Raw genomic sequence first — 26,153 nt, forward strand, 5'->3', positions numbered from 1 at the left:
CTATCTTAATTTTAATGAAACCAATGAGAAAATCGCTAACAAAATGGCCACAATCCAGAATCGGGTTACGATTTTACTTTCGTGATATCCTTTTTTCTGATAATGGTGATGCAGAGGCGACATCAGGAAAATCCGTCTTCCTTCTCCAAATTTTTTCTTTGTATATTTAAAATACGCAACCTGAACTACTACTGATAAATTTTCAGCCAGGAATATCCCGCACAATACCGGAATTAATAATTCTTTACGAACCGCAATCGCCAGAACGGCAATAATCCCTCCGATTGTTAAACTTCCCGTATCGCCCATAAATACCGAAGCCGGATATGTATTGTACCAGAGGAATCCGATGAGCGCGCCTACAAATGCGGATATATAGACCGTCATTTCCCCGGAATTCGGGATATACATAATATTCAGATAATTCGAAAAGATGATATTTCCGGAAACAAACGCAAAGATTCCGAGCGTAAGTACCGATATGGCCGATGTTCCCGCTGCAAGTCCGTCAATACCATCGGTAAGGTTTGCACCGTTTGAAACCGCAGTAATAATAAAAATTACAACAGGGATAAAAATCAACCATGCATAATTTTTATAATTATCTCCAGTCCACGCTAATAATTCGGCATAGTCAAATTCATTATTTTTAAAGAACGGGATTGTTGTAGCCGTTGATTTTTCTTCAGTTGGTGCCGGTGCAATTGTTGCGGTTGTTGTCGTTCCCTGAAAAATATTGCGGGTAGCCGTGTCTGTTCTCACTGTAACACCCGGGTGGAAATACAATACCGAACCGACAATGATTCCCAGTCCTACCTGACCTACTACTTTAAATTTCCCTTTTAATCCTTCTTTATCTTTTTTAAATATTTTAATGTAATCATCAATAAATCCGATTGTTCCCATCCAAAGCGTTGTTACAATCAACAACATCACATAAACGTTGTCCAATTTTGCCAATAAGAATACCGGGATCAATGTTGAAAAAATAATGATTAACCCTCCCATTGTAGGTGTTCCGGCTTTTTCTTTCTGTCCTTCCAGTCCTAATTCCCGAACCGTTTCTCCGATTTGTTGTTTTCTTAAAAAGTTAATGATTCTTTTTCCGAAAATGGTAGAGATCATTAACGACAGAATAATAGCTAAACCCGATCGGAACGTGATATACTGGAAAACCCCTGTCCCTGGAATATCTAAGCTTTTATCTAAATATTGAAAGAAATAATACAGCATATCTGGTTATTTATTGAGTTGTTCTAATAGTTCTTTTACAATTTTCATATCGTCAAAATCATGACGTACTCCCTGGATTTCCTGGTAGGTTTCGTGGCCTTTTCCGGCAATCAGAATAATATCATTAGGCTGCGCCAACTGACATGCGGTTTTAATCGCCTGCTTACGGTCGACTATGGATACTGTTTTTTTATAATTCTGCGGTTCTACTCCTTTTTCCATATCATCGATAATCGCTTCCGGTTTTTCACTTCTCGGATTATCGGATGTAAAAATGGCTTTATCACTCATCGTTGAAGCAATATTGGCCATTATCGGTCTTTTGGTTGTATCCCGATCACCTCCGCATCCTACAACGGTAATCAGTTGTTCGTTTTTGGTACGGATATCTTCTATCGTCTTTAATACATTTTCCAATGCATCAGGCGTATGTGCATAATCAACAATTGCTGTGATATTACCGGATGACACGATAAACTGGAAACGTCCGGAAACACTTTCCAACTCGCTTAACAAGCGTAAAGCTTCCTGACTTTCGATTCCCAACTCAATTGCCACTCCGTAAATCGCCAGTAAATTATAGGCATTAAACGAACCGATTAAGCGCACCCATACTTCTTGTTCATTGATTTTCATCAACAAACCGGAAAGTTGGTTTTCAAGAATCTGTCCTCTGTAATCCGCATAGGTTTTTAGGGCATAGGTTCTTTTTTTAGCTTTGGTGTTCTGCAACATCACCGGACCGTTTTTATCGTCGCTATTGGTCAGTGCAAAAGCGGTTTTCGGCAGATTGTCAAAAAACGATTTTTTCACATCGCGATATTCCGCAAATGTCGGGTGATAATCCAAGTGGTCGTGTGACAAATTAGTGAATACGCCACCTGTAAAATGCAACCCTTCGGTACGTTTTTGATGAATTCCGTGTGAGCTTACTTCCATAAAGCAATAATCACAACCTTCATTCACCATTTCATTCATATAATAATTAATCGTCAGCGAATCCGGCGTTGTATGTGTCGCCTTATATTCTTTATTGTCGACTAAAATTTTTACAGTCGATAATAATCCGACTTTGTAACCTGCTTTTTTAAACATTTGGTACAACAAAGACGCGATGGTTGTTTTACCGTTGGTTCCGGTTACGCCCACCAGTTTTAATTTGGCAGACGGATCACCGTAGAAATTCGCGCTCATATGTGCCAGAGCCAGGCTTGTATCTTTTACCTGAACATAGGTAATTCCTTCGTGAACAACCGCCGGCATAACTTCGCAGATTACCGCAATAGCGCCCAGGCTTATCGCTTTATCAATAAAGTCATGTCCGTTAGAAACGGTTCCGTTAATTGCTACGAATACATCATCGGATTCGATTTTTCGGGAATCGAATTCAATTTTGCCAACCGGTAAATCTGTTGTTCCTTTTACCGATTCGATCGCTACTTTATACAATATGTCTTTTAAAGCCGTCACGATAATTCTAATGTTATTATTTGGTTTCTGGTAAACGCCTGTCCGGGAAGAATGGACTGTTGTTTTACCTTTCCTATTCCTTTTACTTTCACTTTAAGTCCGAAATTTTCCAATAATGCCACAGCATCCATTCCTGTCATCCCTTTTACATTGGGCACGATATTGTCTTTTTTCTGAACTTTATCATAATATGCTGCATAACTCTGTTCCTGATTCAGAATTTTGCGGTTTAATTTTTTCACTTCATTAGTAGACGGTACATCGGTAAATATTTTTTGAGCGATGCGTTTAAAAACCGGCCCGGCCACATCGGCCCCATAATACAATCCTTTTGATGTATTCGGTTTATGCACTACGACGATACAGGAATATTTCGGTTTATCAGCAGGGAAATATCCGGCAAAAGAAGAAGCATAATACATTTGTCCGTCACCTTTATGATAATCGACCTGAGCCGTTCCTGTTTTACCGGCCATTGAAAAATCTTTAGAATAGAGTTTCGATCCGGTTCCTCTTTTCACTACATTTTCTAAAATGGCATGTACTTTTTTCAGTGTTTCGTCAGAACATATTTTCGGATTTAAAACCTGTTTATCAAACTTCTTAATGGTTTTATTCCATTCTTTAATTTCTTTTACAAATTGCGGTTTTACCATTTCTCCGTTATTCGCCACTGCATTATATAAGGTCAGCGTTTGTAACGGCGTAATTGAAACACCATATCCAAAAGCCATCCACGGCAATGCCACACCCGACCATCCTTTTTCACCCGGTTGCGGGATAAACGGTTTTCCTTCTCCTTTAAAAGGCAAACCTAACGGTCGGTCTAATCCCAGATTATTGATACGATTTACAAACTGACGCGGATTATCTTTATAATTATCGTAAACCGCCTGAACCATTACCGTATTCGATGATACTTCAAATCCTTTTGCAAGGGTTACTTTACCGTAGCCTCCTCTTTTGGAATCGCGAACATGACGATTATAATAAGTGATATCACCACCTTTGGAATCATATACTTTGCTCGTATCTATTTTACGGTCGTCCAATAATGCGATTAAATCCACCAGTTTAAAGGTAGAACCCGGTTCGTGTGATTCAGCTACCGCATAGTTGATCGTTTCATAATAACTACCGTCAGTGGTTCGTCCTAAATTCGAAATCGCTTTAATTTCACCGGTATTGGTTTCCATTACCACTACACAACCGTGATCGGCTTCATACAATTCTAATTGTTTTAATAGCGCATGGTGTGCAATATCCTGGATATACACATCAATCGTTGAGATGATATCATATCCGTCACGCGGTTCTATTTCATTATTATCACTGATCGGTTTCCATTGGTTTTTTGCAATTTTCTGCATTAACCGTTGTCCGTCTTTTCCGTTCAGATACGCGCCGAACGCTCCTTCGATTCCCACGCGTGTTTCCACTCCTCTTTCATCCTGACGTTCATACCCGATGGTTCTTTCGGCAATTTTTCCGATCGGATGTTCCCGAACGGTTTTCTGTTCGGTTATCATTCCGCCTTTATAAGCGCCCAGATTGAAAAGCGGAAAACTTTTCATTTTCATATACTGCGTATAACTCAGTTTACGAGCCAACAGATAATACCGGTTTTTATTCGCTCTTGCTCTTCGAAGTTCGGTTTGAAAATAACTCGATGGCTTACCTAACAAATCCGAAAGTGAATCTGCCAACGGTTTTACATTTTTTTCGAAATCTTCTTTTTTAGGAGCAACTGCATCAAAACGAATTGTATAATTTGGGATTGATGTGGCCAACAAACTTCCGTCAGCCGAATAAACATTTCCTTTATTCGCCGGAATGACAAAGTTTTTAACCGTACGTTCTTTCGCCAGTTTTCGATAATATTCTCCTTCCACCCACTGAATATTCGTTAGCTTTATAGCAATGAAAATAGCCATCACGAAAATCGCGAAGGCTACCAGATAGATTCGGTAAGAGATATTTTTATCTTCTACTGCCATATTTTTTTAAGAATATTCTTTTCTTCTTCTTTAACTTTTATTTTTTTTGGAGGAACGGATGACGGATGAATTCCTTTTTCTTCCATCTCTGCTGAAATCGTCGATTCCATTTTAAGTTCCATCAATTCCGATCTACGATCTACAAATTCCGATCGCAATTCTTTCACCTGACCGGTCAGCTCCGTAATCCGGAACGTTTTCTGTTCATACCGATGCGAATTCGCAATCATGATCATAGCCAATAAAATCAGAAAAACGATAAAGCGCCAATTTTTCAACGCATCATCGCTAATCAGGAACTTTGCTTTTAACAAACTATAAACACCTTCTTTCATCATAACTTTTCATGTTTCGGTTTGTTTCAACGCTTTTCTGCGATCCTTAGTTTAGCACTTCTAGCCCTGTTATTTATCGCTATTTCTTCATCCGAAGGCACAACCAGCTTACCTATTAATTTAAACGGAACTTCAAATCTTCCGAAGAAATCCCGTTCCGGTTCTCCTTCAAACATTCCGTTACGCATAAAACGTTTTACCAGTCGGTCTTCCAATGAATGATAGGAAATCACACTTAAACGTCCTTCCCGAGTTAATAGTTCCAGCGATTGTTCCAGAAATTCTTTTAGCACATCCATTTCCTGGTTCACCTCAATTCGTATCGCCTGATAGATTTGCGCTAATATCTTATTACTCTTATGAGCCGGTAAAAAACGACTCAATACTTTTTTTAATTGTTCCGTATTTCGAATTACCGTTTCTTTACGTGCCGTAACGATAGCATTTGCAAGTGCTCCGGCATTTTTAAGTTCTCCGTAATCAAAAAACATTCGTTTTAAATCCGCTTCCTCATATTCATTCACCACCTGAAAAGCACTAAGTTCTCCTTTTTGATTCATTCGCATATCCAGTTCCGCATCAAAACGTGTAGAAAAACCTCTTTCCGGAACATCAAACTGATGAGAAGAAACACCTAAATCACCCAGAATTCCGTCAACTTGTTTTACGCCGTGAAAGCGAAGAAACCTTTTAATATATCGGAAGTTCTCATTAATTAAAGTAAAGCGTTCATCTGCTATAACATTAGCCAAAGCATCTTCATCCTGATCAAACGCAAATAATTTTCCGTTTGGCCCCAGTCGACTCATGATTTCCCGGGAATGCCCTCCTCCACCGAAGGTTACATCCACATAAATACCATCCGGTTTTATATTTAACCCATCAACCGTTTCTTTTAATAATACCGGATTATGATATTCCATTGTCATCGTCGTTTAAATTACCCATTACTTCTTCTGCCAAATCTGCGAAATCCATATCATCACCGGAAATGGATTTTTCATATAAATCCTTGTCCCAAATTTCAATGATATTTACCTTTGAGGTCAAAACCAAATCTTTTGAAATACCTGCATATTCGATCAGATCTTTCGTTATCAATAACCTTCCTGCATCGTCAATTTCCACCATTTTTACACCAGCCATAAACTTTCGGATGAAGTCATTATTCTTTTTTACAAAACGGTTTAATTTATTGATTTTAACCATCATAATATCCCATTCTGCTTTAGGCCACAACTCCACACACTGATCAAAAATGGAGCGTTTTAACACAAAACCATCGGTCGGAGCAGGCAATTGTTTCTTCAAAGGAGCCGGCACCATTAGCCTTCCTTTCGAATCAATTTTACACTCATATGTCCCGATAATATTGGTCAAGATCCGGTCTTTTTGATTTGTTTTATAGCAAAAGTACAGATTTTTTTACCACTTTTTACCACAATTCCCCACTTTGTTGATAAGTTTTTACACTCAAAACCCAAAACGTAGGAATTATCACTAAAGTTCTCATTTTTAATCATTAAGAATATTTCATTGTTTTTCTACAATCACATCATAATCCTTAAAAAAAGACCAATTTTATTAGCTATTTTTAATAATTACCCAAAACACAAAACTTCTTGTTTTTCATCAAGAATAACATCAAAAAAAAGCCTGATAATTAACACATTACACCAATAAAAGGGTTTTACAATTTCTTAAAGCCAAAGTATTTTCGATTTTACCGTTCAAAGCTTCTTATTTCTGGAGAAAGTCATATATTTGTGAGAATTTGAAACCGTATTATAAATACATGGAGCATACGTTAAAAAAAGAAGGCAAATACCGTTATTTTGAAGCAGGAGAAGGCACGCCTATCATTATTTTACACGGACTTATGGGAGGATTGAGCAATTTTGACGGAGTTGCAGATTTTTTTCCAAAACAAGGCTACAAGGTAGTTATTCCCGAGTTACCACTTTACACGAACAGCATTTTAAAAACTAATGTGAAGGCTTTTTCAAAGTTTGTAAAGGACTTCATCGCTTATAAAGAATTTGACAAAGTAATTCTTTTAGGAAATTCACTTGGCGGCCATATCGCCTTATATCATACTAAAATGTACCCGGAAAAAATGGCCGGTCTTATTATTACCGGGAGTTCCGGTTTATATGAAAGCGCCATGGGTGAAAGTTATCCGAAACGAGGCGATTATGAATACATCCGAAAAAAAGCGGAAGATGTATTTTACGATCCGAAAGTAGCGACCAAAGAAATTGTTGATGATGTATATGCTACTGTCAACGACCGGATGAAATTATTAAAAACGTTAGCCATTGCTAAAAGCGCCATTCGCCACAACATGGCTAAGGATCTTCCGAAAATGAACACTCCGACTTGTATTATTTGGGGGAGAAACGACAAAGTAACACCACCGGATGTAGCCGAAGAATTCAAAAAACTTTTACCGAATTCCGATTTGTACTGGATCGACAAATGTGGTCACGCGGCCATGATGGAACATCCGGATGAATTCAACCAGCTTATGCTGGAATGGCTCAAAAAATCCAACTTATAAAACATACGCAATTCGGTACTTTTGTTAAAACGGTACCGAATGCTTTTTTAAAACAATCTGAAATCCGGAAACCATGAAAATCAATACTGCCGAATTTGTGATCAGTAATTCTGAAGTAAGCAAATGCCCGAAGGAACCTTTACCGGAATATGCCTTTATTGGTCGGTCAAATGTAGGAAAGTCATCCTTGATCAACATGTTGACCAATCATAAAAATCTAGCCAAAACTTCCGGAAAACCGGGAAAAACCCAGCTGATTAATCATTTTAAAATAAACAGCAACTGGTTCCTGGTCGATTTACCCGGATACGGATACGCTCGTGTTTCAAAAAAGACCAAAGAAACATTCCAGAAATTTATCACGGATTATTTCGAACAAAGAGAACAACTGGTTTGCGCCTTTGTCCTAATCGACATCCGACTGGAAGCGCAGAAGATTGACCTGGAATTCATTAATTATCTGGGCGAGATTGAAGTGCCGTTTTGCATTATATTTACAAAATCTGACAAAATCAGTAAGGGGAAAATTGAGCAAAATATTGCTGCTTATCGCAAACAGTTACTTGCCAACAATTGGGAAGAGATGCCGCAACATTTTGTTACTTCATCACTAGACGCGATCGGAAGAGATCCGCTCCTTGATTTTATCGACAATGTAAATGACGATTTATTCAAAAACAATAGTTTATAAAAAAAGCGGTTTAAAAACCGCTTTTTTTATTTTGTCAACTCTAGCTTTTCTGCAAAATAATCACAGAAATCTTTCATTGTTGCCGTCATTTTTTCATCATCTGTAGCTCTGTAAAAAGTATCCGCCATCGCCACTAACGTCTGGTGAAAAAACACCTTCATTTCATCAACCGGCATATCTTTTGTCCACAAATCAATACGTAAAGTTTCCTGTGCTTTACTATCCCACATCGATAACAGCATTGCTTTCGCTTCAGCTGCCTCAAGTCCGCCATCCTGTGCCGTCCATTTTAATTTTTCCGGTACGCGATTTTCATCTAACTCTACCTGAATTTTTATCTCAGATTTAATATTCTTTGCCATTATTTTTTGGGTTTGTATTTTGAATTATCAAATATTTCTTTTGCATTAGTAGCCAACAATTGTTGCAGGTTTACATTCGGATTGTTTTTCATATACGATCGCACAATCTGCCATCCGATCCAGGTTCCCACTCTTCCCGGTGATTCCGCATCGATTTCCAGATAGAATTTAGAAAACGGCGCTGTCGAAATAAACCGTTGTGTTAACTTCGGATTCGTATCATATAACAATTTTTCATTGACAAAATATTTCCACATTTCCGATTCGTTTTCCTCACACCATTTTAACTGCTCTTCCGTATAAGCAATTTTATCCGCATCACTCCTATCCGGCAACATCAGATCTTTCATATAAAGTTCTTTTCCGAAATAAATCATCTGCGCCAGCAAACTACGATCATCCGATACTGCTATTTTTTGAGCCGCCAGACTCGCTACGATGTCCGGCATCATCTGCGACGGTTCAAAGTTTTGTTTATAATATTCCGGAAATTCATACAAGCGATTATCTTTCCCCAAATACATATCCAGTGAGATGACAACGAGACTATCGGTAAAGATTGCTTTGTTTTCATAATCCATTTCCGAAACCAATGTCACCACTTTTGGCGTATTATATTCCGGGAAATAATATTGAATATGTTTAAACAGATCCACCAAATCTCCTTCGAACGCCTTATTATCCGGATATTTCTTTTTTACTTCCCCGTATAATTCGCGATACAACGGATTTTGAATCTTATTTGTCCACACCGTATCCGGTCTTCCGGCCGGAAAAAAGTAATGGAATTGTTTTTTAATTTTAGGAAAATCAGAAACCGGTGATTCATAGAAAATCTTATCGAATCGTTCAATCTCAAGCTTCACCGGAACCTTCTCCACTTCCTTTGCCACTTTATCGTCCTTTTTACAGGAGATCAGCACCAAAACCATAAAAAGCCCTGTCAAATATTTTTTCATGCCTCTGTGAATTTATAAATGCGTTTTAGCCGTATATAATAATATGATGCTATCGCTACAACAATACTGGCCAATTTTTTGTTATTTTTATCGAAATTATTTTTTTGCAAATATACATTACCGTTTTATAAAATCTTCATAATATTTATATGGCTCATTCAAACTCCTTCCAAGTTGAAAAAATAAATACACATATTGTAAACTGGCTTAAAGATTATGCGGCTCAGGCACATGTTAAAGGTTTTGTAGTTGGCATATCCGGCGGAATTGATTCGGCGGTCACTTCTACTTTATGTGCGCAGACCGGTTTACCCACTTTATGCGTAGAAATGCCGATTCACCAGGCCGCGAGTCAGGTTTCAAGAGGACAGGAGCATATTACACAACTCAAACAACGTTTTGCCAATGTATCCAGTGTCGTTTCCGATCTTACTCCCGTTTTCGAAACTTTCAAACAACAAGTTCCTTCATCCGACAATGAAGCCATTTTAAACCTTACGTTAGCCAATACGCGCGCCCGTTTACGAATGACAACCTTATATTACTTTGCCGGACTCAACAGTGCATTGGTTGCCGGAACCGGAAACAAGATAGAAGATTTCGGAGTTGGCTTTTACACCAAATACGGAGATGGCGGAGTGGATTTAAGTCCGATTGCCGACCTGATGAAATCAGAAGTTCGTATGCTCGCTCAATACCTCAACGTACCGGAAAGTATTATCGTCGCCAAGCCAACAGACGGGCTATTCGGAGACGATCGAAGTGACGAAGATCAGCTGGGTGCAAGCTATGATGAACTGGAATTTGCTATGCTAGCATACAAAAAAGGAGAGACCGAAGACGATTTTGTAGGAAGAACGCGTGAGGTCATGGGAATTTACCGTAAGTTAAATCGAGCTAACCAACACAAAATGAACCCAATACCCGTTTGCAACATCCCTGAAGATTTGAAATAATTTTCTTTCACTGATTATCAATCGTTTATATTTTTTTTAGTAACTTTACAGATAATTACTATTAAAACCTATTGAAGATGATAAAAGTTTGTTTAGCAGATAATCATCCCGTCGTTCAGTATGGGGTGAAATCCTTTTTCAAGGATAATTCGGAGATCAATTTTGTCGGAGTTGTTAGTAATTTATATGGCCTGGAGGAATTACTACGGAAAAAAAACGTAGATGTTGTTGTTTTAGATTTGGAATTGGACGGTTTGACCAGCATTAGCACCGTTAAAACGTTAACCAAAGAATATCCGAATACTAAAATTGTTATTTTCACAAATTTAGCAGAACAGATTTACGCTCCCAATGCATTGAAAGCCGGCGTTTCGGCTTATATGCATAAAAACTCAAAACTGGAAGAGTTGGAGTTCGCTATAAAAAGTGTATTTGTAGGAAATATCATCTTTAGTGAAGCGGTTCGTAAAAACCTTGCCTTACTCAACAAAGGACGAAAAACAGACAGGCTCTACCGCAAATTATCTTCTCGTGAGATTGAAGTTTTACGCTATTTAAGCGATGGAAAGAAAAACAAAGAGATTGCCAAACTGTTGAATTTAAACGAAAAAACGATCAGTACTTACAAGCTACGTCTATTGACTAAACTGCATGTAACGAATCTGGTAGACTTGGTTAACAAGGCCAAAACATTAGAAATTGTCTAGCTGTAACGTGACATTACACGTCCCAGCTTTTTTGAGAATGTATTAATCAATTTTTGGTAGTCCACTGCCATCATCAGGATTTCTGAATTATCGGCCGTCGGTTCCGCACTAAGGGAATTTTTAAGGTCATTGATAATTCTGTCGACTAAAAACCAACGTAAAGTCAGTATGGTTTCTGAAACGTATTGACTTATCGTTTGGTTTTTCTGCTTTACAATGATTTGCTGTACTTCCCAATTGTGAAGCGCTTCCCGCTCTTCTTCCATTAATATATTTGTTACCTCTCTTGCCAGTTCCGGCTCCAGACGCATCAAATATTGCTCGATTTCAAATTTTTCATTCTGGTGGTAATATCCAATCAGATTATTATAGATCGCCCGAAAAGAATCGTTCGCTAATTCAACCTCATCTTCCTGTAAACTCAGGTAAATGCGATGGTACACTTTATAATTATTCATTTCGCTTACTTCCACCATTTCCCCTTCTTCATTCGCTTTAAGCAATACATCCTCAAATTCTTCCACTTCATTTCCGTAAAGCAACAAAATCTCGATCAGTTTTCGCTCTAATTCATATAAAACATCAATTTTAGAAGCTGTTTCGCCTTGATTTTTCACCACTTCGAAAACTTTCTCCTTTTGCTCCTGTTTTAATTTTTTTCCGGCATCAGTCACATCTTTCTGCACCAGTTGTGCCAATGTATCGACCAATACCTGTTCGGAAATATCCATAATACGGGAACATTCCTGAATATAAATTTCCCTTTTGATACGGTCCGGTATTTTAGAAATACTCGTCACCATATCCCGGATTAATTCCGCTTTTTTAATCGGATCGTTATTGGCTTCCCGCATTAAAAGAGACGCTTTAAACTGAATAAAATCCTTAGCATTCGCATCCAGATACTGAATCAGTTCCTCATAAGGTGTTTTTTTTGCAAAACTATCCGGATCCTCACCATCCGGAAACGAACAAACTTTTACATTCATTCCCGCTTCCAATATCAAGTCAACACCACGAACCGATGCTCTTAAACCGGCAGCATCACCGTCAAAAAGTACGGTAATATTTTTTGTTAGTCGGTTTACCAAACGAATCTGATCCGGAGTCAAAGCGGTACCGGATGAAGCCACTACATTTTCAATTCCGGCCTGATTGAATTGGATTACATCCGTATAACCTTCCACCAGATAACAATTATCCAATTTTGCAATTGCTTGCTTTGCCTGATAAATTCCGTATAAGACCTTACTTTTATGATAGATATCACTTTCCGGCGAATTCAGATACTTGGCGGCTTTTTTGTCATTTGTCAGAATACGCCCGCCAAATCCCAATACGCGGCCGGACATACTGTGAATCGGAAACATCACCCGTCCTTTAAAACGGTCAAACTGCTTATCTTCCTTAACAATCGTCAGTCCAGTTTTATCCAGATATTCCAATCGATATCCTTTTCCCAATGCTTCTTTTGTAAAAGCATCCCAGCTTTCAGGCGAATAACCCAATCCGAATTTCCGGATCGTTTCTCCTGTAAATCCTCTTTCTTTAAAATAGGAATACCCGATAGCCTTTCCTTCATCAGAATTGATCAGTGTATTGTGGAAATATTTTTGAGCGAACTCAGAAACCAGATACATACTTTCTTTTTCATTGGCTTCCTCACGCTCTTCATTTGATTGCTCCGTTTCTTCAATCTCGATATTGTATTTTTTAGCCAGGTATCGGATCGCTTCAGGATAGGAAAAATGTTCGTGTTCCATCAGGAAAGTCACGACATTACCTCCTTTTCCGGAACTAAAATCTTTCCAGATTTGTTTAACCGGCGACACCATAAAAGACGGTGATTTTTCATCCACAAACGGACTTAACCCTTTCAGGTTACTTCCTGCTCGTTTTAACTGGACAAAATCGCCAATTACTTCTTCCACCCGGGCCGTTTCGAAAACGGTTTCAATAGTATTCTGTGCAATCATAGTCCGACAAAGATACAATACAGAAATTAAAATTGTACATATACATCTTTAGCAATCGACAAACAAAAGGTGCCCCAAAAAGGCACCTGATAAAAAAGTATGTAACTAACCTGAATTTAATTAAAATCGAAACGCAATCCTAATGAGATATTGTGCTGATTTGTAGCATTATCTTTAAATAACGGATTCAAATCGTATTTTAAATATAATGTTGTAGAACGATATCCCGCGTAAAAACTTAATCCGTATATAAATCTATTCGTATTAAAACCGCTGATTTGTGTTTCTTCAATATCGTAGCCATCGCGGTCGTATTCCAAAAACTGACGTGTATTCAGATTGGCACCGATATAACCTCCGATACCGATACGGGCACTTTGATGCGTTCTAAAAACTTTTTCTCCTTTATCATTTGTTTTTACAGGCGTAAAATCGAACTCTAAATGTGCCGGAAAAATCAACTGTACGTTTCGGAATCGGGAGTCTTTAAGCCATACTGAAGAAGATGTAAGCTCCGTTTGATCGTAATTTTTTACAAAGTACTGATTATCCATCGGTCTAAGATTGTTATATACTACAGAGAATCCGTATTTCGCATGTAATAGATTATTCGTTTTCGATAAACGGGTATTTAATGTTAATCCGACTTCATAAAAGTGGGATCCCCAATATCTGAATTTCGAATTAGCCAACGCACCATCAGTCACAACATTATTAACGCCTCCGGCCAGCACTAATTGCGTCGTGGTTCTTCTTTCTCCGGGCTTAAATTTCTTTTTACCTTTTTTATATTTTAACACAAAATAACCCTCTTCACCCGCTTTCGTTGTATCACGCTCACTTATTTTTCCGTCCACCTGCTCTTTGATCAAAAGATTAAGATTGGCTTCTTCAAGCGCTACACGCTCTTCAATTCGCTTTGCATGATAGCTAGCTGCATCCAGTTTTTGCTTATCCGCTTCTTCACGGGTAATCTTATTCTGTTCCAACTGAACATTAATACTATCCACCTTTGTTTTCAGTATTGCTTTTTCTTCTCTGGTGATCTTTTCAATATTGGCTGCAATAAATTTAGCCCGACTTTCAAAGCTGCCCTGAGCCTGAATTTTGGTCACTACAAGGCATAAGAATACCACTACATAAAAAATAATTTTCTGCATAATTCTAAATTTAAACGGTTCGATTGTTGATTGACTTATTCTTGATTACGGTTAGCTACCGCTGATTTTACGGTTTTAAAATTTCTGTTAATTGTTTGAAATACGCCTTCACGGTAATCTGTTGTAATTTCACCTTCGACGGTGTTTAACAATGAATTGGCGTCGACTTTTACATTTTGTCTTCCTACTTTAACCACACTTTTTGTATCCCCTTTTTCCACCGATGCCAGTAAAGCATTTGCATCTACCGTAGAAGTTCCTTTTTTGACTTCTTTTGGTTGTGGTGTCACTTCAGCTATGTAGGTCTCCGGTTCCTGTACTTCCCGCACTTGTTCCGGTGCTGTAAAGCCTTTTTCGTTTAGTTCATTTTTTTTCAGTTTTTCGGATACAATCCGGTTAGTCGCGGCTCCGGTTTTACCGGCTTCCGAAAGAAGTTCTTTTGGCTCCGGAATGATTCCGTTTTCTCCCGATTCTGTTTCTGTTTCCGGTTGCTTTTCTACCATCTTAACCGTATTCTCCTGAATCTTGATCACTTCTTTTTCCCGGTTCATCAGAAAGACCCCTACAAATAGCAAGCCTATAAAAGTCGCAGCGATATACAACCAACTGTAATTTCGTTTCGGTTTTTTGTTTTCGGCAACCGAAAGCATCACATCCAATCTGTCCCATGCCATTTCAGAAGGCTGAATTGCTCTTTTGCTCAGCTTATCTCTGAAATCGTCTTCTAGTTTATTCGGTTCCATTTTGATAATTTTTTAATTTATTGATTTGTTCCTGCAACATTCTCCGGGCGTGTGAAAGTTGTGATTTTGACGTTCCCTCACTTATTCCCAACATTTTTCCAATCTCATTATGTTTATAACCTTCGATCGCATACAAGTTAAAAACCATTCGGTAACCATCGGGTAAATTGTCGATCAGAAACTGAATATCGTCAACTGACAACTGGCTTTCAATATTATTATAGCGCTCTTCGAAAAAACACTCATCTTCTGTGAATTTCACCGGTTTTTGTACCCGGATATATGAAATGCATTCATTCACCATAATTCTTCGGATCCACCCTTCAAAACTCCCTTTATGCTCGAATGTTTTCAAACTAGTAAACACTTTCATAAAAGCAGTGATCATTATATCTTCAGCCTGATGCACATCTTTTAAATACTGACGGCAAACACTTAACATTTTAGGAGCAAAAAGCGAATATATCTTATGCTGAGCCTGTCGATTATTGTCGACCGCCAATGCGATAAGTTCTTTTTCTTGCTGATGTAAGTTGATTACTTTCAAAATAGATATCAGGTGTTTCTATAAGTATAGACGGGAAAACTTCCGGAATGGTTGTACCGGTTACCAAAAATAATTCTCTTTTCTTTTAAACACACTAAAAATCAATCAATTACAACTGATTTTTTATATAAAAAAATTATTTTTTTCTTTCGATCACGTAATTCACCATTAAAATCAAAGCTTCTTTATAAGGTGAATCCGGGAAATTTTGTAGTAATGAAAGGGCTTCTTGCTGGAACTGCACCATTTTTTGTTCGGCGTAAACCAATCCGTTTCGTTCTTTTACAAAAGAAATAACTTCACGAACGCGCTTTTTATCTTTATTGTGGTTTTTAATCGAGTTGATACACCAGCTTTTTTCTTTAGAAGTACAATTATTTAAAGCGTATATCAACGGAAGTGTCATTTTTTGTTCCTTAATATCAATTCCTGTCGGTTTTCCGATAGCATCATCCGTATAATCGAATAAATCATCTTTAATTTGAAAAGCCATTCCGATCAATTCTCCGAATTTTCGCATTCTTTCGACCACTTCTGTATCTTCCGGTTTAACGGCACAAGCGCCCAAAGAACAACAAGCTGCGATAAGCGTTGCCGTTTTTTGGCGGATAATCTCATAATAAATATCTTCTGTAATATCCAGTCGTCTTGCTTTTTCGATCTGAAGTAATTCCCCTTCACTCATTTCGCGAACGGCAACCGAAATAATCTTTAACAGATCAAAGTCATTATTGTCAATCGAAAGCAACAATCCTTTAGACAACAGATAATCGCCGACCAGAACTGCAATTTTATTTTTCCATAAGGCATTAATTGAGAAAAAACCACGGCGTCGATTACTATCATCCACCACGTCATCATGAACCAATGTCGCCGTATGGATCAGCTCGATCACTGAAGCTCCGCGGTAAGTACGCTCGTTTACCGTTCCGTCTGAAACCATTTTTGCTGTTAAGAAAACAAACATCGGTCGCATTTGTTTTCCCTTACGATTGACTATGTAGTAAGTAATTCTGTTGAGTAGCGCAACTTTTGATGACATCGATTCATGAAACTTTTTTTCAAAAAGTTCCATCTCCGTCCCTATAGGTTGTTTTATTTGCTCTACAATTTTCATTGGTTTCAAATATACCAATTTGAGAGGAAAGTAAAAAATGATAATTTTTATACTAAACCGATATTTTTTACGTTATACTTATTTAATATCTGATCAAATAATATTCTATTTTTTCAAACATGCTGATTTACAAGGCTGTTTTTATCATTTTATATTGATCAACATTCAAGGCAGTGAAAAAAAATCAGCCTTATTCCGGAAAGAAACTTCGATTATCACTTTAGATTACATGGTTATTACCATTTAAAAAGCCCCATTGAGGGGCTTTTTTTTATTCTTCTGCTTCTTTATTGGCCAACTGACCGCAAGCAGCATCAATATCTTTTCCGCGACTTCGCCGCACTTTCACCACTATGTCGTTACGTTCCAAAGCTGTTATATAATCCTTTATAGCTTGTTCTGATGCCTGCTGAAACTCTCCGTCGTCAATAGGATTATATTCAATCAGGTTTACTTTACAAGGCACGTATTTACAGAATTTAACTAATGCTTCAATTGATTTTTTATCATCGTTAATTCCTTTCCATACCACATATTCATACGTCACACGGCTTTTGGTTTTAGCATACCAATATTCCAGGCTTTCTCTTAAATCTTTTAACGGGAAATTTTCCGAGAACGGCATAATCTGAGAACGAATAGCATCAATAGCCGAATGTAATGACACCGCTAATTTGAATCGTACCTCATCATCTGCCAGCTTTTTGATCATTTTAGGAATTCCCGATGTCGAAACTGTAATTCGTTTCGGCGACATACCTAAACCTTCCGGCGATGTAATTTTATCGATCGCCTTCATTACATTATTGTAATTCATTAACGGTTCGCCCATTCCCATAAATACAATATTCGACAGCGGACGGTCAAAATATAATTTACTTTCGTTGTCGATTGCTACGACCTGATCATAAATCTCATCCGGATTCAGGTTACGCATTCGTTTTAAACGAGCCGTGGCACAAAAATTACAGTCCAGACTACATCCTACCTGACTGGATACGCAGGCCGTTGTCCGGGTTTCTGTCGGAATCAATACACTTTCCACGATCAATCCGTCATGCAGGCGAACTGCATTTTTCACCGTTCCGTCTTCACTACGTTGCATCTGATCCACTTTGATATGATTAATCACAAAGTTATCCTCCAACATTTGTCGGGTAGCTTTTGCAACATTGGTCATATCTTCAAATTGATGCGCTCCTTTACTCCACAGCCATTCGTATACCTGATTGCCGCGAAATGCTTTGTCACCCTGAGTCACAAAAAAATCGCGCAATTGTTCTTTGCTTAACGCTCTAATATCTTTCTTTTCCGTTTGCATGGGACAAAGTTAGTAACTATTTGTATAATTGATCGTTTCTGCTTTTGGTAATTTGTAATTTTGTAAAAAATTTAAGTTATGCATTTTATCTCTGAAGCTCTAGAAGATTATGTAGCGGCACATTCTGAGAATGAACCGGCTTTACTTGCTGCATTAAACAAAGAAACACATCAAAAAATCCTGCAACCCCGAATGTTGAGTGGTCATTTTCAGGGGCGCGTTTTGAGTATACTCTCCAAGCTAATCCGCCCGAATGCGATATTGGAAATCGGAACCTACACCGGATATGCAGCTCTTTGTTTAGCAGAAGGTCTGACCGAAAACGGCACTCTCGATACTATTGACATCAACGAAGAATTATTTGACTTTCAACGCAAATATTTTGATCAGTCAGAATGGAAAGATCAGATTCACCAACATTTAGGGAATGCTTTGGAAATTATTCCAACGTTGAACAAAAAATTTGATTTGGTATTTATTGATGCCGATAAAGAAAATTACATCAACTACTTTCATTTAATTGTTCCTTTAATGAATAAAGGTGGCGTTATTTTATCGGATAATGTATTGTGGTCCGGTAAAATACTGGAAACAGTAAAAGCGAATGACAAAAGCACCAAGATATTATTAGAGTACAATCAACTGCTAAAAGACGATCCAAGAGTCGAAACGGTTTTATTACCGATACGCGACGGACTTACGGTTAGCCGGGTATTATAAACAAACAGGGATTACGCAATGTAATCCCTGTTTGTTTTACAGACCGACAGGTTTTCCGTAAACTGCTGAGAAACCTGTCAGGTAGTAACTTATATACTCTCCGGAAAATATTTTTTCCGATATACTTCATATCCTTTTGAAAACAAATAACCGGTACAAATTCCGAAAATATAACCGGATAATATGTCTCCCGGAAAATGCAAACCGAGATAAATACGACTGTAGGCAAAAATCAACGGGAACAGGAAAAACAAAAAGGCATATTTATAATACTTTCGTAAAATCATCACTATAAATGTGGTCGATGCTAATGAATTGGCTGCATGCCCCGAAAAATAACTAAAAGAGGAACTTTGTTTTACCAATCGGATAATATCTTTCGTTTCCGGATCATTACACGGTCGTAAACGCTGTACACTATTTTTAACCAGATTGGTCATCTGATCGGTAAATCCGATCAATAAAGCCAGAAATACAATCACTAACAGCATATGTTTCCATCCCAGTTTTTTATACAACAAATAAAAAACATACAGGAAAACGGGTGTCCAGTAAATTTGTTTGGTAATGATCAGCCATAGTCCGTCAAAACGTTCGGAACCTAAGCTATTTAAAAAAACCAGTAGTTGTTTGTCTAATTGAATTAAATGCTCCAAAATTACATTTGTCGTTTTATCGGTCCGGAAATATCTTCAATATCTTCTTTAGCCTTGTCAATCTCTTTTCGGATTCCGCCGGTAAGATCCATATCCAGGTCTTTTGTAAAGTCAAGATCTTTAGTTAAACCGTTCTCTTCGGCACTTTTCTGAATTTCGTTTTTAATATCGTTTGTTGCATTCTTGATCTGTGCCATTCCTTTTCCAAGTGTTCTTGCAATTTCCGGCACTTTATCTGAACCAAACAACATTAAAACGACTAATATGATGAGAAATATTTCTCCGCCTCCGATACCAAACATTTTCTACAGGTTTGAAAGTTATAAAGTAGCAAATTTACAAAGTTCCGGTTTTATTTTCCGGTTTTTGATTTTTATTAACACAAAAGCACTCTTTCGAGTGCCCTGTTTATTTTTTTTCGAATTGATCAAACTTAGATTTCACCGCTTCTTTCGGCCAAACGTTATTGGTCACATCAATATCGGCTGTTTGTAGTTTCGGATCTACCTGTATTTTTTTAACCGGTTTTTCCGTTGCAAAAACTCGTTTTACCACCTCGTTTCCTTTTCGCCAGATTTGTACCGGGAAATGATAATTTTCAGTTGTACCGTCTTCAAATTCAAGGTCAACGATAACCGGCATCATCATCCCTCCCGGTTTTTCGAATTCCACTTCATAAAAATATTTCGGTGCTTTTAATCCTTTTTTCTCTTCCGGTGACAAGGTTTCCACATAATCACTTAAAAGTTTTACATCCTGAATCACAAACGGTTTTTTCATTTCCGGTTTAAAATCTTCACTACTATCCGACACCATGTACACAAACGGTCCGTTATCCTGAAGGAAACGTCCTCTTTTCGCAGCAAAATCTTTCATTTCCTTTGTCGGTTCTTCCGATACATAAAACTGTTTTACATTTTTGATTCCGATGTCTACGTAATCCGTTGAGTAAAACCATCCGCGCCAGAACCAATCCAAATCAACAGCAGAAGCATCTTCCATCGTACGGAAAAAATCTTCCGGTGTCGGATGCTTGAATTTCCAACGGTTAGCATAGGTTCTGAATGCATGATCGAACAAATCATGTCCCATAATGATTTCTCTTAGTATATTCAATCCGGTTGCCGGTTTTGCATAGGCATTAGCACCAAACTGATGGATAGTCTCCGAATTGGACATAATAGGCTCTAAAAATCGTTGATCACCACTCATATACGGTACAATTTTAGCTGCCGGTCCTCTGCTTGACGGGAAGTTTTTGTCCCAACTTTGTTCCGTAAGGTACTCTAAAAACGTATTTAAACCTTCGTCCATCCAGGTCCATTGTCTTTCATCGGAATTCACGATCATCGGGAAGAAATTATGCCCCACTTCATGAATAATAACGCCCATCATCCCGTATTTAAGTCGGTCGCTCACATATCCCTTTTCATCCGGACGTCCGTAATTCCAGCAAATCATCGGATATTCCATTCCCTGATCTTCTGCCGAAATAGAAACAGCTTTCGGATACGGATAATCGAATGTATAGCTTGAGTAACTTTTTAGCGTATGGGCTACAACCCGTGTTGAATATTGCTCCCATAGCGGATTGGCTTCCGGCGGATATAAAGAAACGGCCATCACATTTTTTCCTCCGATTTTCACCGCCATCGCATCATAAATAAACTTTCTTGAGGTTGAAAAAGCAAAATCCCGAACATTGGTTGCTTTAAATTTCCATGTCTTCTTCTGATCTGAGAATGTTTTAGAACGTTGTTCGGCCTCAGCCTGAGTAACTACAATTACCGGATTATCATAGGCTTTTTCAGCTTGTTGATACCGTTTTAGCTGATCAGCGGTAAAGACCTCTTTTCGGTTCATTAACTCTCCGGTTGCTTCCATTATGTGATCAGCCGGAACAGTTATACTCACCTCAAAATTCCCGAACGGTAAGGCAAATTCACCTTCTCCCCAAAACTGCATATTTTGCCAGCCTTCTACATCATTATACACGGCCATTCGCGGGTAAAACTGGGCAATTACATACAAATTATTCCCATCTTTACTAAAGTGTTCATATCCGGAACGTCCGCCGTCAACGCGGTAATTATTGATATTGTACCACCATTTTATCGAAAAAGAGATTTTCTCTCCTTTTTTAAGGGTTTTATCCAAATCGATTCGCATCATTGTCTGATTGACCGTGTGTTTCATCGGATTGCCTTTAGCATCTTTTACATACTCGATGTTAAAGCCTCCTTGAAAAGGCTGTTCCATGAATTTTTTAGTAAAGCCATCCGGTGTCATCGCACCATCCATACGCTGATTTTCGATTAACGGTGACTTCGAATCGGATTTTTTTTCATTCTGATCCAATTGTACCCATAAGTAATCCAACGGATCAGGCGAATTGTTGTAGTAGGTTATCGTTTCCTCTCCGCTTAACCGTGTATTTTTATCATCCAGCTCGACTTTTATTTTATAGTCGGCCTGCTGTTGATAATAAGCCGGTCCGGGCGCACCGGAAGCTGTACGAAACATATTGGGTGTTGCCATCTGAGTATACATCTGGCTGAACTTATTCGTGTCGTAATGTCCGGGTTCTCTTTTTTTGTCTGTATTTTTTGTTTCCTGGGCTATGGTCATTAAGGGAATAGCCAATGCCAGTATTGAAAAAATGGATGCCGATTTTTTCATGGTTATAACAATCTAATATTCAATTATTTCTTTTGGTTTACTATTGGTCAGCAAAAGACTTTTTTTGTTACTGTTTATACTCGTATGAATAATATTTTGCTGATCGGGGTATACTTCTGTCAGTAGGGTATTATATATTTCCAAAGATGTTATTTTTTCGGTTACCGGAACTGTGAGGTAACAAATTACTACATCATCTTCGGTTTCCCGACCTAAAAATTTCAGTTGTTTTTCGCTATTATTAATTTTAATATGCAGCTTTTCTGTCAGGTAACTTTTTAAAAGCTCTTCCGTTCCCTGTACTTCTTTTGTAGTAGCGAAGTAGATTTTTTTTCGGGCTTTACGTTCCAGCGCTTTTTCCAGATCGTCTGTAAAAATTCTGGCTGTTATCTGAACTGCTTTTTTTTCCGGAACGTAATTCATCTGAAAAATGGAAACATAGAATTTATGCAAGCCGGCAGCACTCAGGCTCAACAAAAGGAGCAATAAAAAACCGTGTCGCAAAAACTTTGTCATCCACCAAAGATAGTATTATTTCTTTTGTTGCTGACGGTACGTTTTACTTTTACTGATCAAATAATCAATCAATTCAAATTCGTGTTGCGGTTCTAGTAATTCCCGCGTAATAGTACCTTGGTCGCAATAGGTTAGAAACGGACCAATTTCCTCTTTTTTGAATTTTAATACATCCGCAAAAAACTTATTCGATAGTTTTTCCCGAACAGCATCGGCAAAAATCTTGTCGGTTACAAAAGTGGCTGTACCGGTATCTTTCTTACGTGTCGATTTAAACAAACGTCCTACCATCTCACCGACTTTAATAAAGTCTACTCCCATTAACGGACTCATATTGGGTATTATCGGCGGAGTTGTTGGCCGGGTAAGGTAATCTGTTTTAAAATCGGTATCAAACAGTATTTTTTCTGAAACAGCTATCCGTTGGCTTCGGTCTTTTAATTTCCGGGTATCTCTTTCCAGATCACCGGAAAGACGTTTTACAATTACTTCATTTAACTGATTTACCTCAACTGTAAGGCGAATGCGCAGGATTTGCATATCGAAATCGCGTTTTTCCAACACAATCATTAACGGACTAAAAGACAGACTTGAAAAGACCAACGTATCTTTTACCCGTGCATAAATCTCAAATTCACCCATTTTACCGGTGTTTGTTTTGACATGGGTAGCGGTATTGAGGATTGTGATATTTTCAACATCCATACTATCGATCTGCACCTGACCTTTTAATAATTCCCTTGTATTGATTTGCGAAAAGACTTGTAAAGTCCCAAACAACAAGATAAGTAACAGTTTATTTTTCATCTGTAATTATTTTTCGGTATTGTACTGCCAATTCATTCAGATAAAATGTGGCCAGTGTTTTGTTTTTCGCTTTTATGGCTGCTGTAAACCTTTCGTTTTCTACAGCATAAAAGATAAAGCCCTGCACATATTCTTCCGGTATTTTTAAAGTCTTGACAAAATAGTCTTCCTCGTACATTCCTTCCAGTTTTTGTCTGAAAAGTTCTTTTTTCTCAATTTCAACTTCTTTTTTCAGCATTGCAGTCCGTCCTGAAAGCCAATTTAACATCGGGTCAAGACCTACAGAGGTATTGGTACCGATTTGCGCATCTGTTCCGGTAGCTGTTTTTAATTTTCTTTCGGCCGGTGTATATTTTTTCTGACCCCGTGGAACCAACCCTAAACTCTCCGAATTAATATTCCCATAAGAATTGATCACAACTTCTTTCAACTGTCGCACCATCACTTCCAGTTTTACATAGAACAACTCTTCCTTAAAGTCTTTTTCTTCCAGTTGTATTTGTTTTCCTTTAAACTGAATTGCCGAAAAAATCAACGTATCATTCGGTTGCGCATGAATGGTGAAAAAACCGCCGTTTTCTGTCACAACTGCTTTTTCCGTTCTTTTATTGATTACATGAACGCCATCCAGTTCTGAAGTGCCTGCCATGATTTTACCTTTAAGAACTTTTGTATTCTGTGCGTATGAAGTTACAGAAATTACCAATAAAATCAAAGGAAATATCTTATTCATTTGTGAAGTTTTTCTCCTCCTGTCTATTTTTCTAACCGGCATTATTCAGAAATTATTTTTTTATACTTTACAGCCAGTTCTGTCAGTAAAAACGTAGCTAATGTTTTGTTTTTCGCTTTCACCGCATTTGTAAAACCGGCATCATCCATTGTATACATCCAGAAACCATCGCTGTTTTCCGCAGGAATTTTAAGATCATTCACTAAATACGATTCTTCAAACCATCCTTTCAGGCGGTCCATCATTAATTCGCGCCCTTCTATGTCCAGTTCCTTTTTTAATCTTTTGGTTTTTCCGGATATCTTATTTATAATCGGATCAAACGGCAAAGCACCGCCCAATATATTCAGTAAATGGATCGGCTTAAAATCGCCGGCCGTTTTCAGTTTTCTTTCGGCCGGCGTGTATTTCTTTTGCCCCGGCGACACTAATCCCAAACTTTCCGATGTGATAGTTCCTTTCCCAATATACACTTCACTTAACTGATTCACTTTTGCCACCATTTTCACTACCAGTTCTTCCTCTCCGAAATCAATCTCTTTTAGCGTCATCTTTTTTTCACCGTATTGAATAGATGAAAACTGCAATACATCGCCAACAGCCGCCACAATCTTAAATGTTCCGTCTTTCCCGGAAAGCGCTTGTTTTTCAGTTGTTAGATTAGCTATCGAAATACTTTCCACATCACCATTATTGTCCGCTATCAACCTCCCTTTCAACTCTTTGTCATTTTGAGCCAAAAGCAGGGCATTACACATTAATAAAAAAAAGAGTAACAGGTGTTTCATGCAAAAGTATATTCTTTAATAAAATTCAATATTTCGGGTAAAAATATTCGCTTATTCTCCCAATTAATTGCCAACAACATTGTAAAAATATGTTAAAAGCCTAAATGTCACATTTCCGTTTCTTTTTGTAATTAAGTGTATCTTTGACCTATACAGAACCTAACACTATGAAAAAGCTAATAATTGCCAGTACATCAACACTTCATAACGGAAGTTATCTCGATTATCTTCTACCTACACTGGCATCTCATTTTAACGATGTAAAAACACTTTTATTCATTCCCTATGCACGCCCCGGTGGGATTTCTCACGACGCTTATACCGAAAAGGTTCGCGAAGCCTTTTCAAAAATCAATATCGCTGTAAAAGGAATTCACGAATATGAAAACCCTACAGAAGCACTTTCTACTGCCGAAGGTATTTTTACCGGCGGAGGAAATACTTTTCTTTTAGTCAGCCAACTGTATCAGACAAAAGTTATCGATGCGCTGGAAACCGCAGTAAAAAACGGAACTCCTTATTTAGGAACTTCAGCCGGTAGTAATATTTGCGGCCTGACAATGGGAACCACTAATGATATGCCGATTGTTTATCCGCCGAGCTTTAAAACTTTAGGATTCGTTCCTTTTAATATTAATCCGCATTATCTTGATCCGGACAGCAATTCAACTCATATGGGCGAAACCCGCGAAACCCGAATTAATGAGTTTCACCATTTTAATTCGCAACCGGTATTAGGATTACGCGAAGGAAGCTGGCTGGAAGTAAGCGGAAATACAATTACACTTAAAGGTCATTTAAATGCCCGTTTGTTCCGTCAGAATCAAGAGCCGGAAGAAATGGCACCGGAAAGTGATTTTAGTAATTTAAAATAGAAATGCTATAAAATAAAAAAACCGAAACAGATGTTTCGGTTTTTTTGTTTTGCAGAGCGGAAGACGAGGCTCGAACTCGCGACAACCAGCTTGGAAGGCTGGAGCTCTACCAACTGAGCTACTTCCGCAGGTGATGAATTTTAAAACCCCATCAGGTTTTCAGAGCGGAAGACGAGGCTCGAACTCGCGACAACCAGCTTGGAAGGCTGGAGCTCTACCAACTGAGCTACTTCCGCAGATGATGA

Annotated in this window: 27 protein-coding genes and 2 tRNA genes; 6 read left to right on the forward strand and 23 right to left on the reverse strand. The window is 38.1% G+C overall.

Translation table 11 applies throughout. From position 1 onward, the window contains the following. The 6 genes from mraY to mraZ are packed head-to-tail and all read right to left on the reverse strand — an operon-like array spanning window position 1 to window position 6,415. Window positions 1-1,233 carry a phospho-N-acetylmuramoyl-pentapeptide-transferase gene (mraY, locus tag NOX80_RS00870; protein WP_256551461.1) on the reverse strand — a complete coding sequence of 411 codons (1,233 nt, stop codon included), beginning with the start codon at window positions 1,231-1,233 and terminating at the stop codon, window positions 1-3. Between the two features lie 6 nt (window positions 1,234-1,239). Then, entirely contained in the window at window positions 1,240-2,703 is a 1,464-nt protein-coding gene (locus NOX80_RS00875) for a UDP-N-acetylmuramoyl-L-alanyl-D-glutamate--2,6-diaminopimelate ligase (protein WP_256551462.1), read from the reverse strand. After that, window positions 2,700-4,700 carry a penicillin-binding protein gene (locus NOX80_RS00880; protein WP_256551463.1) on the reverse strand — a complete coding sequence of 667 codons (2,001 nt, stop codon included), beginning with the start codon at window positions 4,698-4,700 and terminating at the stop codon, window positions 2,700-2,702. Before NOX80_RS00880 ends, NOX80_RS00875 begins: the two co-directional genes overlap by 4 nt. Beyond that, on the reverse strand, window positions 4,691-5,035 hold the full coding sequence (locus tag NOX80_RS00885) for an FtsL-like putative cell division protein (protein WP_256553048.1): 345 nt from the start codon (window positions 5,033-5,035) through the stop codon (window positions 4,691-4,693). The genes NOX80_RS00880 and NOX80_RS00885 overlap by 10 nt, the downstream gene beginning before the upstream one ends. A gap of 26 nt (window positions 5,036-5,061) precedes the next feature. After that, complete coding sequence (rsmH, locus tag NOX80_RS00890; protein ID WP_371926067.1) at window positions 5,062-5,958, reverse strand: 16S rRNA (cytosine(1402)-N(4))-methyltransferase RsmH; 897 nt, start codon at window positions 5,956-5,958, stop codon at window positions 5,062-5,064. Then, on the reverse strand, window positions 5,945-6,415 hold the full coding sequence (gene mraZ, locus NOX80_RS00895) for a division/cell wall cluster transcriptional repressor MraZ (protein ID WP_256551465.1): 471 nt from the start codon (window positions 6,413-6,415) through the stop codon (window positions 5,945-5,947). Before mraZ ends, rsmH begins: the two co-directional genes overlap by 14 nt. Before the next feature lie 415 nt (window positions 6,416-6,830). Here mraZ and NOX80_RS00900 point away from each other — a divergent pair, with 415 nt between their 5' ends. Further along, on the forward strand, window positions 6,831-7,595 hold the full coding sequence (locus tag NOX80_RS00900) for an alpha/beta fold hydrolase (protein ID WP_256551466.1): 765 nt from the start codon (window positions 6,831-6,833) through the stop codon (window positions 7,593-7,595). Window positions 7,596-7,668: 73 nt separating this feature from the next. Continuing rightward, window positions 7,669-8,286 carry a ribosome biogenesis GTP-binding protein YihA/YsxC gene (yihA, locus tag NOX80_RS00905; RefSeq protein ID WP_256551467.1) on the forward strand — a complete coding sequence of 206 codons (618 nt, stop codon included), beginning with the start codon at window positions 7,669-7,671 and terminating at the stop codon, window positions 8,284-8,286. Window positions 8,287-8,312: 26 nt separating this feature from the next. Here the strand turns inward: yihA and gldC are convergent, their stop codons facing one another. Together gldC and gldB are read right to left on the reverse strand one after the other, a co-directional pair. Beyond that, complete coding sequence (gldC, locus tag NOX80_RS00910) at window positions 8,313-8,648, reverse strand: gliding motility protein GldC (RefSeq protein ID WP_256551468.1); 336 nt, start codon at window positions 8,646-8,648, stop codon at window positions 8,313-8,315. Further along, on the reverse strand, window positions 8,648-9,607 hold the full coding sequence (gldB, locus tag NOX80_RS00915) for a gliding motility lipoprotein GldB (protein ID WP_256551469.1): 960 nt from the start codon (window positions 9,605-9,607) through the stop codon (window positions 8,648-8,650). The genes gldC and gldB overlap by 1 nt, the downstream gene beginning before the upstream one ends. Before the next feature lie 149 nt (window positions 9,608-9,756). Here gldB and nadE point away from each other — a divergent pair, with 149 nt between their 5' ends. Further along, window positions 9,757-10,563, forward strand: coding sequence for an NAD(+) synthase (gene nadE, locus NOX80_RS00920; RefSeq protein ID WP_256551470.1), 807 nt, complete (start codon window positions 9,757-9,759; stop codon window positions 10,561-10,563). Window positions 10,564-10,640: 77 nt separating this feature from the next. Next, on the forward strand, window positions 10,641-11,270 hold the full coding sequence (locus NOX80_RS00925) for a LuxR C-terminal-related transcriptional regulator (RefSeq protein ID WP_136402182.1): 630 nt from the start codon (window positions 10,641-10,643) through the stop codon (window positions 11,268-11,270). On the opposite strand, the gene dnaG is transcribed toward NOX80_RS00925, so the two are convergent. The 6 genes from dnaG to rlmN all read right to left on the reverse strand — a co-directional run bounded on the left by dnaG (window position 11,267) and on the right by rlmN (window position 18,134). Then, the gene (gene dnaG / locus NOX80_RS00930) at window positions 11,267-13,246 is read right to left on the reverse strand and encodes a DNA primase (RefSeq protein ID WP_256551471.1); all 1,980 of its coding nucleotides are present in this window, start codon (window positions 13,244-13,246) and stop codon (window positions 11,267-11,269) included. The genes NOX80_RS00925 and dnaG overlap by 4 nt on opposite strands. 116 nt (window positions 13,247-13,362) lie before the next feature. Further along, on the reverse strand, window positions 13,363-14,406 hold the full coding sequence (locus tag NOX80_RS00935; protein WP_256551472.1) for a hypothetical protein: 1,044 nt from the start codon (window positions 14,404-14,406) through the stop codon (window positions 13,363-13,365). Between the two features lie 35 nt (window positions 14,407-14,441). Then, entirely contained in the window at window positions 14,442-15,149 is a 708-nt protein-coding gene (locus tag NOX80_RS00940; RefSeq protein ID WP_256551473.1) for a hypothetical protein, read from the reverse strand. Beyond that, the gene (locus NOX80_RS00945) at window positions 15,136-15,696 is read right to left on the reverse strand and encodes an RNA polymerase sigma factor (RefSeq protein ID WP_256551474.1); all 561 of its coding nucleotides are present in this window, start codon (window positions 15,694-15,696) and stop codon (window positions 15,136-15,138) included. The genes NOX80_RS00940 and NOX80_RS00945 overlap by 14 nt, the downstream gene beginning before the upstream one ends. 136 nt (window positions 15,697-15,832) lie before the next feature. Further along, window positions 15,833-16,813 carry a polyprenyl synthetase family protein gene (locus NOX80_RS00950; RefSeq protein WP_256551475.1) on the reverse strand — a complete coding sequence of 327 codons (981 nt, stop codon included), beginning with the start codon at window positions 16,811-16,813 and terminating at the stop codon, window positions 15,833-15,835. A 271-nt stretch (window positions 16,814-17,084) separates the two neighbouring features. Next, a complete protein-coding gene (rlmN, locus tag NOX80_RS00955; RefSeq protein ID WP_256551476.1) occupies window positions 17,085-18,134 on the reverse strand; it encodes a 23S rRNA (adenine(2503)-C(2))-methyltransferase RlmN in 1,050 nt (349 codons plus the stop codon). Between the two features lie 78 nt (window positions 18,135-18,212). Between rlmN and NOX80_RS00960 the strand changes: the two genes are divergently transcribed. Then, the gene (locus NOX80_RS00960; RefSeq protein WP_256551477.1) at window positions 18,213-18,854 is read left to right on the forward strand and encodes an O-methyltransferase; all 642 of its coding nucleotides are present in this window, start codon (window positions 18,213-18,215) and stop codon (window positions 18,852-18,854) included. Window positions 18,855-18,943: 89 nt separating this feature from the next. Here the strand turns inward: NOX80_RS00960 and NOX80_RS00965 are convergent, their stop codons facing one another. From NOX80_RS00965 to NOX80_RS00995, 7 genes are all read right to left on the reverse strand, one after another. Further along, window positions 18,944-19,513: a phosphatase PAP2 family protein gene (locus NOX80_RS00965; protein ID WP_256553049.1), complete on the reverse strand. Its 570-nt coding sequence runs from the start codon at window positions 19,511-19,513 to the stop codon at window positions 18,944-18,946. Beyond that, window positions 19,513-19,812, reverse strand: a complete 300-nt coding sequence (locus NOX80_RS00970; protein ID WP_256551478.1) for a Sec-independent protein translocase subunit TatA/TatB — start codon at window positions 19,810-19,812, stop codon at window positions 19,513-19,515. The genes NOX80_RS00965 and NOX80_RS00970 overlap by 1 nt, the downstream gene beginning before the upstream one ends. A gap of 106 nt (window positions 19,813-19,918) precedes the next feature. After that, entirely contained in the window at window positions 19,919-22,189 is a 2,271-nt protein-coding gene (locus tag NOX80_RS00975; RefSeq protein WP_371926068.1) for a M1 family metallopeptidase, read from the reverse strand. A gap of 12 nt (window positions 22,190-22,201) precedes the next feature. Further along, window positions 22,202-22,705, reverse strand: a complete 504-nt coding sequence (locus tag NOX80_RS00980; RefSeq protein WP_256551479.1) for a DUF6702 family protein — start codon at window positions 22,703-22,705, stop codon at window positions 22,202-22,204. Between the two features lie 15 nt (window positions 22,706-22,720). Beyond that, a complete protein-coding gene (locus tag NOX80_RS00985) occupies window positions 22,721-23,512 on the reverse strand; it encodes a carboxypeptidase-like regulatory domain-containing protein (RefSeq protein WP_256551480.1) in 792 nt (263 codons plus the stop codon). Continuing rightward, window positions 23,502-24,245 carry a carboxypeptidase-like regulatory domain-containing protein gene (locus NOX80_RS00990; protein ID WP_256551481.1) on the reverse strand — a complete coding sequence of 248 codons (744 nt, stop codon included), beginning with the start codon at window positions 24,243-24,245 and terminating at the stop codon, window positions 23,502-23,504. The genes NOX80_RS00985 and NOX80_RS00990 overlap by 11 nt, the downstream gene beginning before the upstream one ends. A 41-nt stretch (window positions 24,246-24,286) precedes the next feature. Further along, the gene (locus NOX80_RS00995; protein ID WP_256551482.1) at window positions 24,287-25,033 is read right to left on the reverse strand and encodes a hypothetical protein; all 747 of its coding nucleotides are present in this window, start codon (window positions 25,031-25,033) and stop codon (window positions 24,287-24,289) included. Window positions 25,034-25,200: 167 nt separating this feature from the next. Between NOX80_RS00995 and pepE the strand changes: the two genes are divergently transcribed. Then, window positions 25,201-25,908 (forward strand): dipeptidase PepE, encoded by a 708-nt coding sequence (gene pepE / locus NOX80_RS01000; RefSeq protein ID WP_256551483.1) that lies wholly within the window; start codon window positions 25,201-25,203, stop codon window positions 25,906-25,908. Window positions 25,909-25,963: 55 nt separating this feature from the next. Here the strand turns inward: pepE and NOX80_RS01005 are convergent. Both NOX80_RS01005 and NOX80_RS01010 read right to left on the reverse strand, forming a co-directional pair. Beyond that, a tRNA-Gly gene (locus tag NOX80_RS01005) sits at window positions 25,964-26,036 on the reverse strand. Between the two features lie 35 nt (window positions 26,037-26,071). Further along, window positions 26,072-26,144: transfer RNA gene (locus NOX80_RS01010), tRNA-Gly, on the reverse strand. Window positions 26,145-26,153: the final 9 nt, after the last annotated feature.

Source organism: Flavobacterium cerinum (assembly GCF_024496085.1).
Taxonomy (GTDB): domain Bacteria; phylum Bacteroidota; class Bacteroidia; order Flavobacteriales; family Flavobacteriaceae; genus Flavobacterium; species Flavobacterium cerinum_A.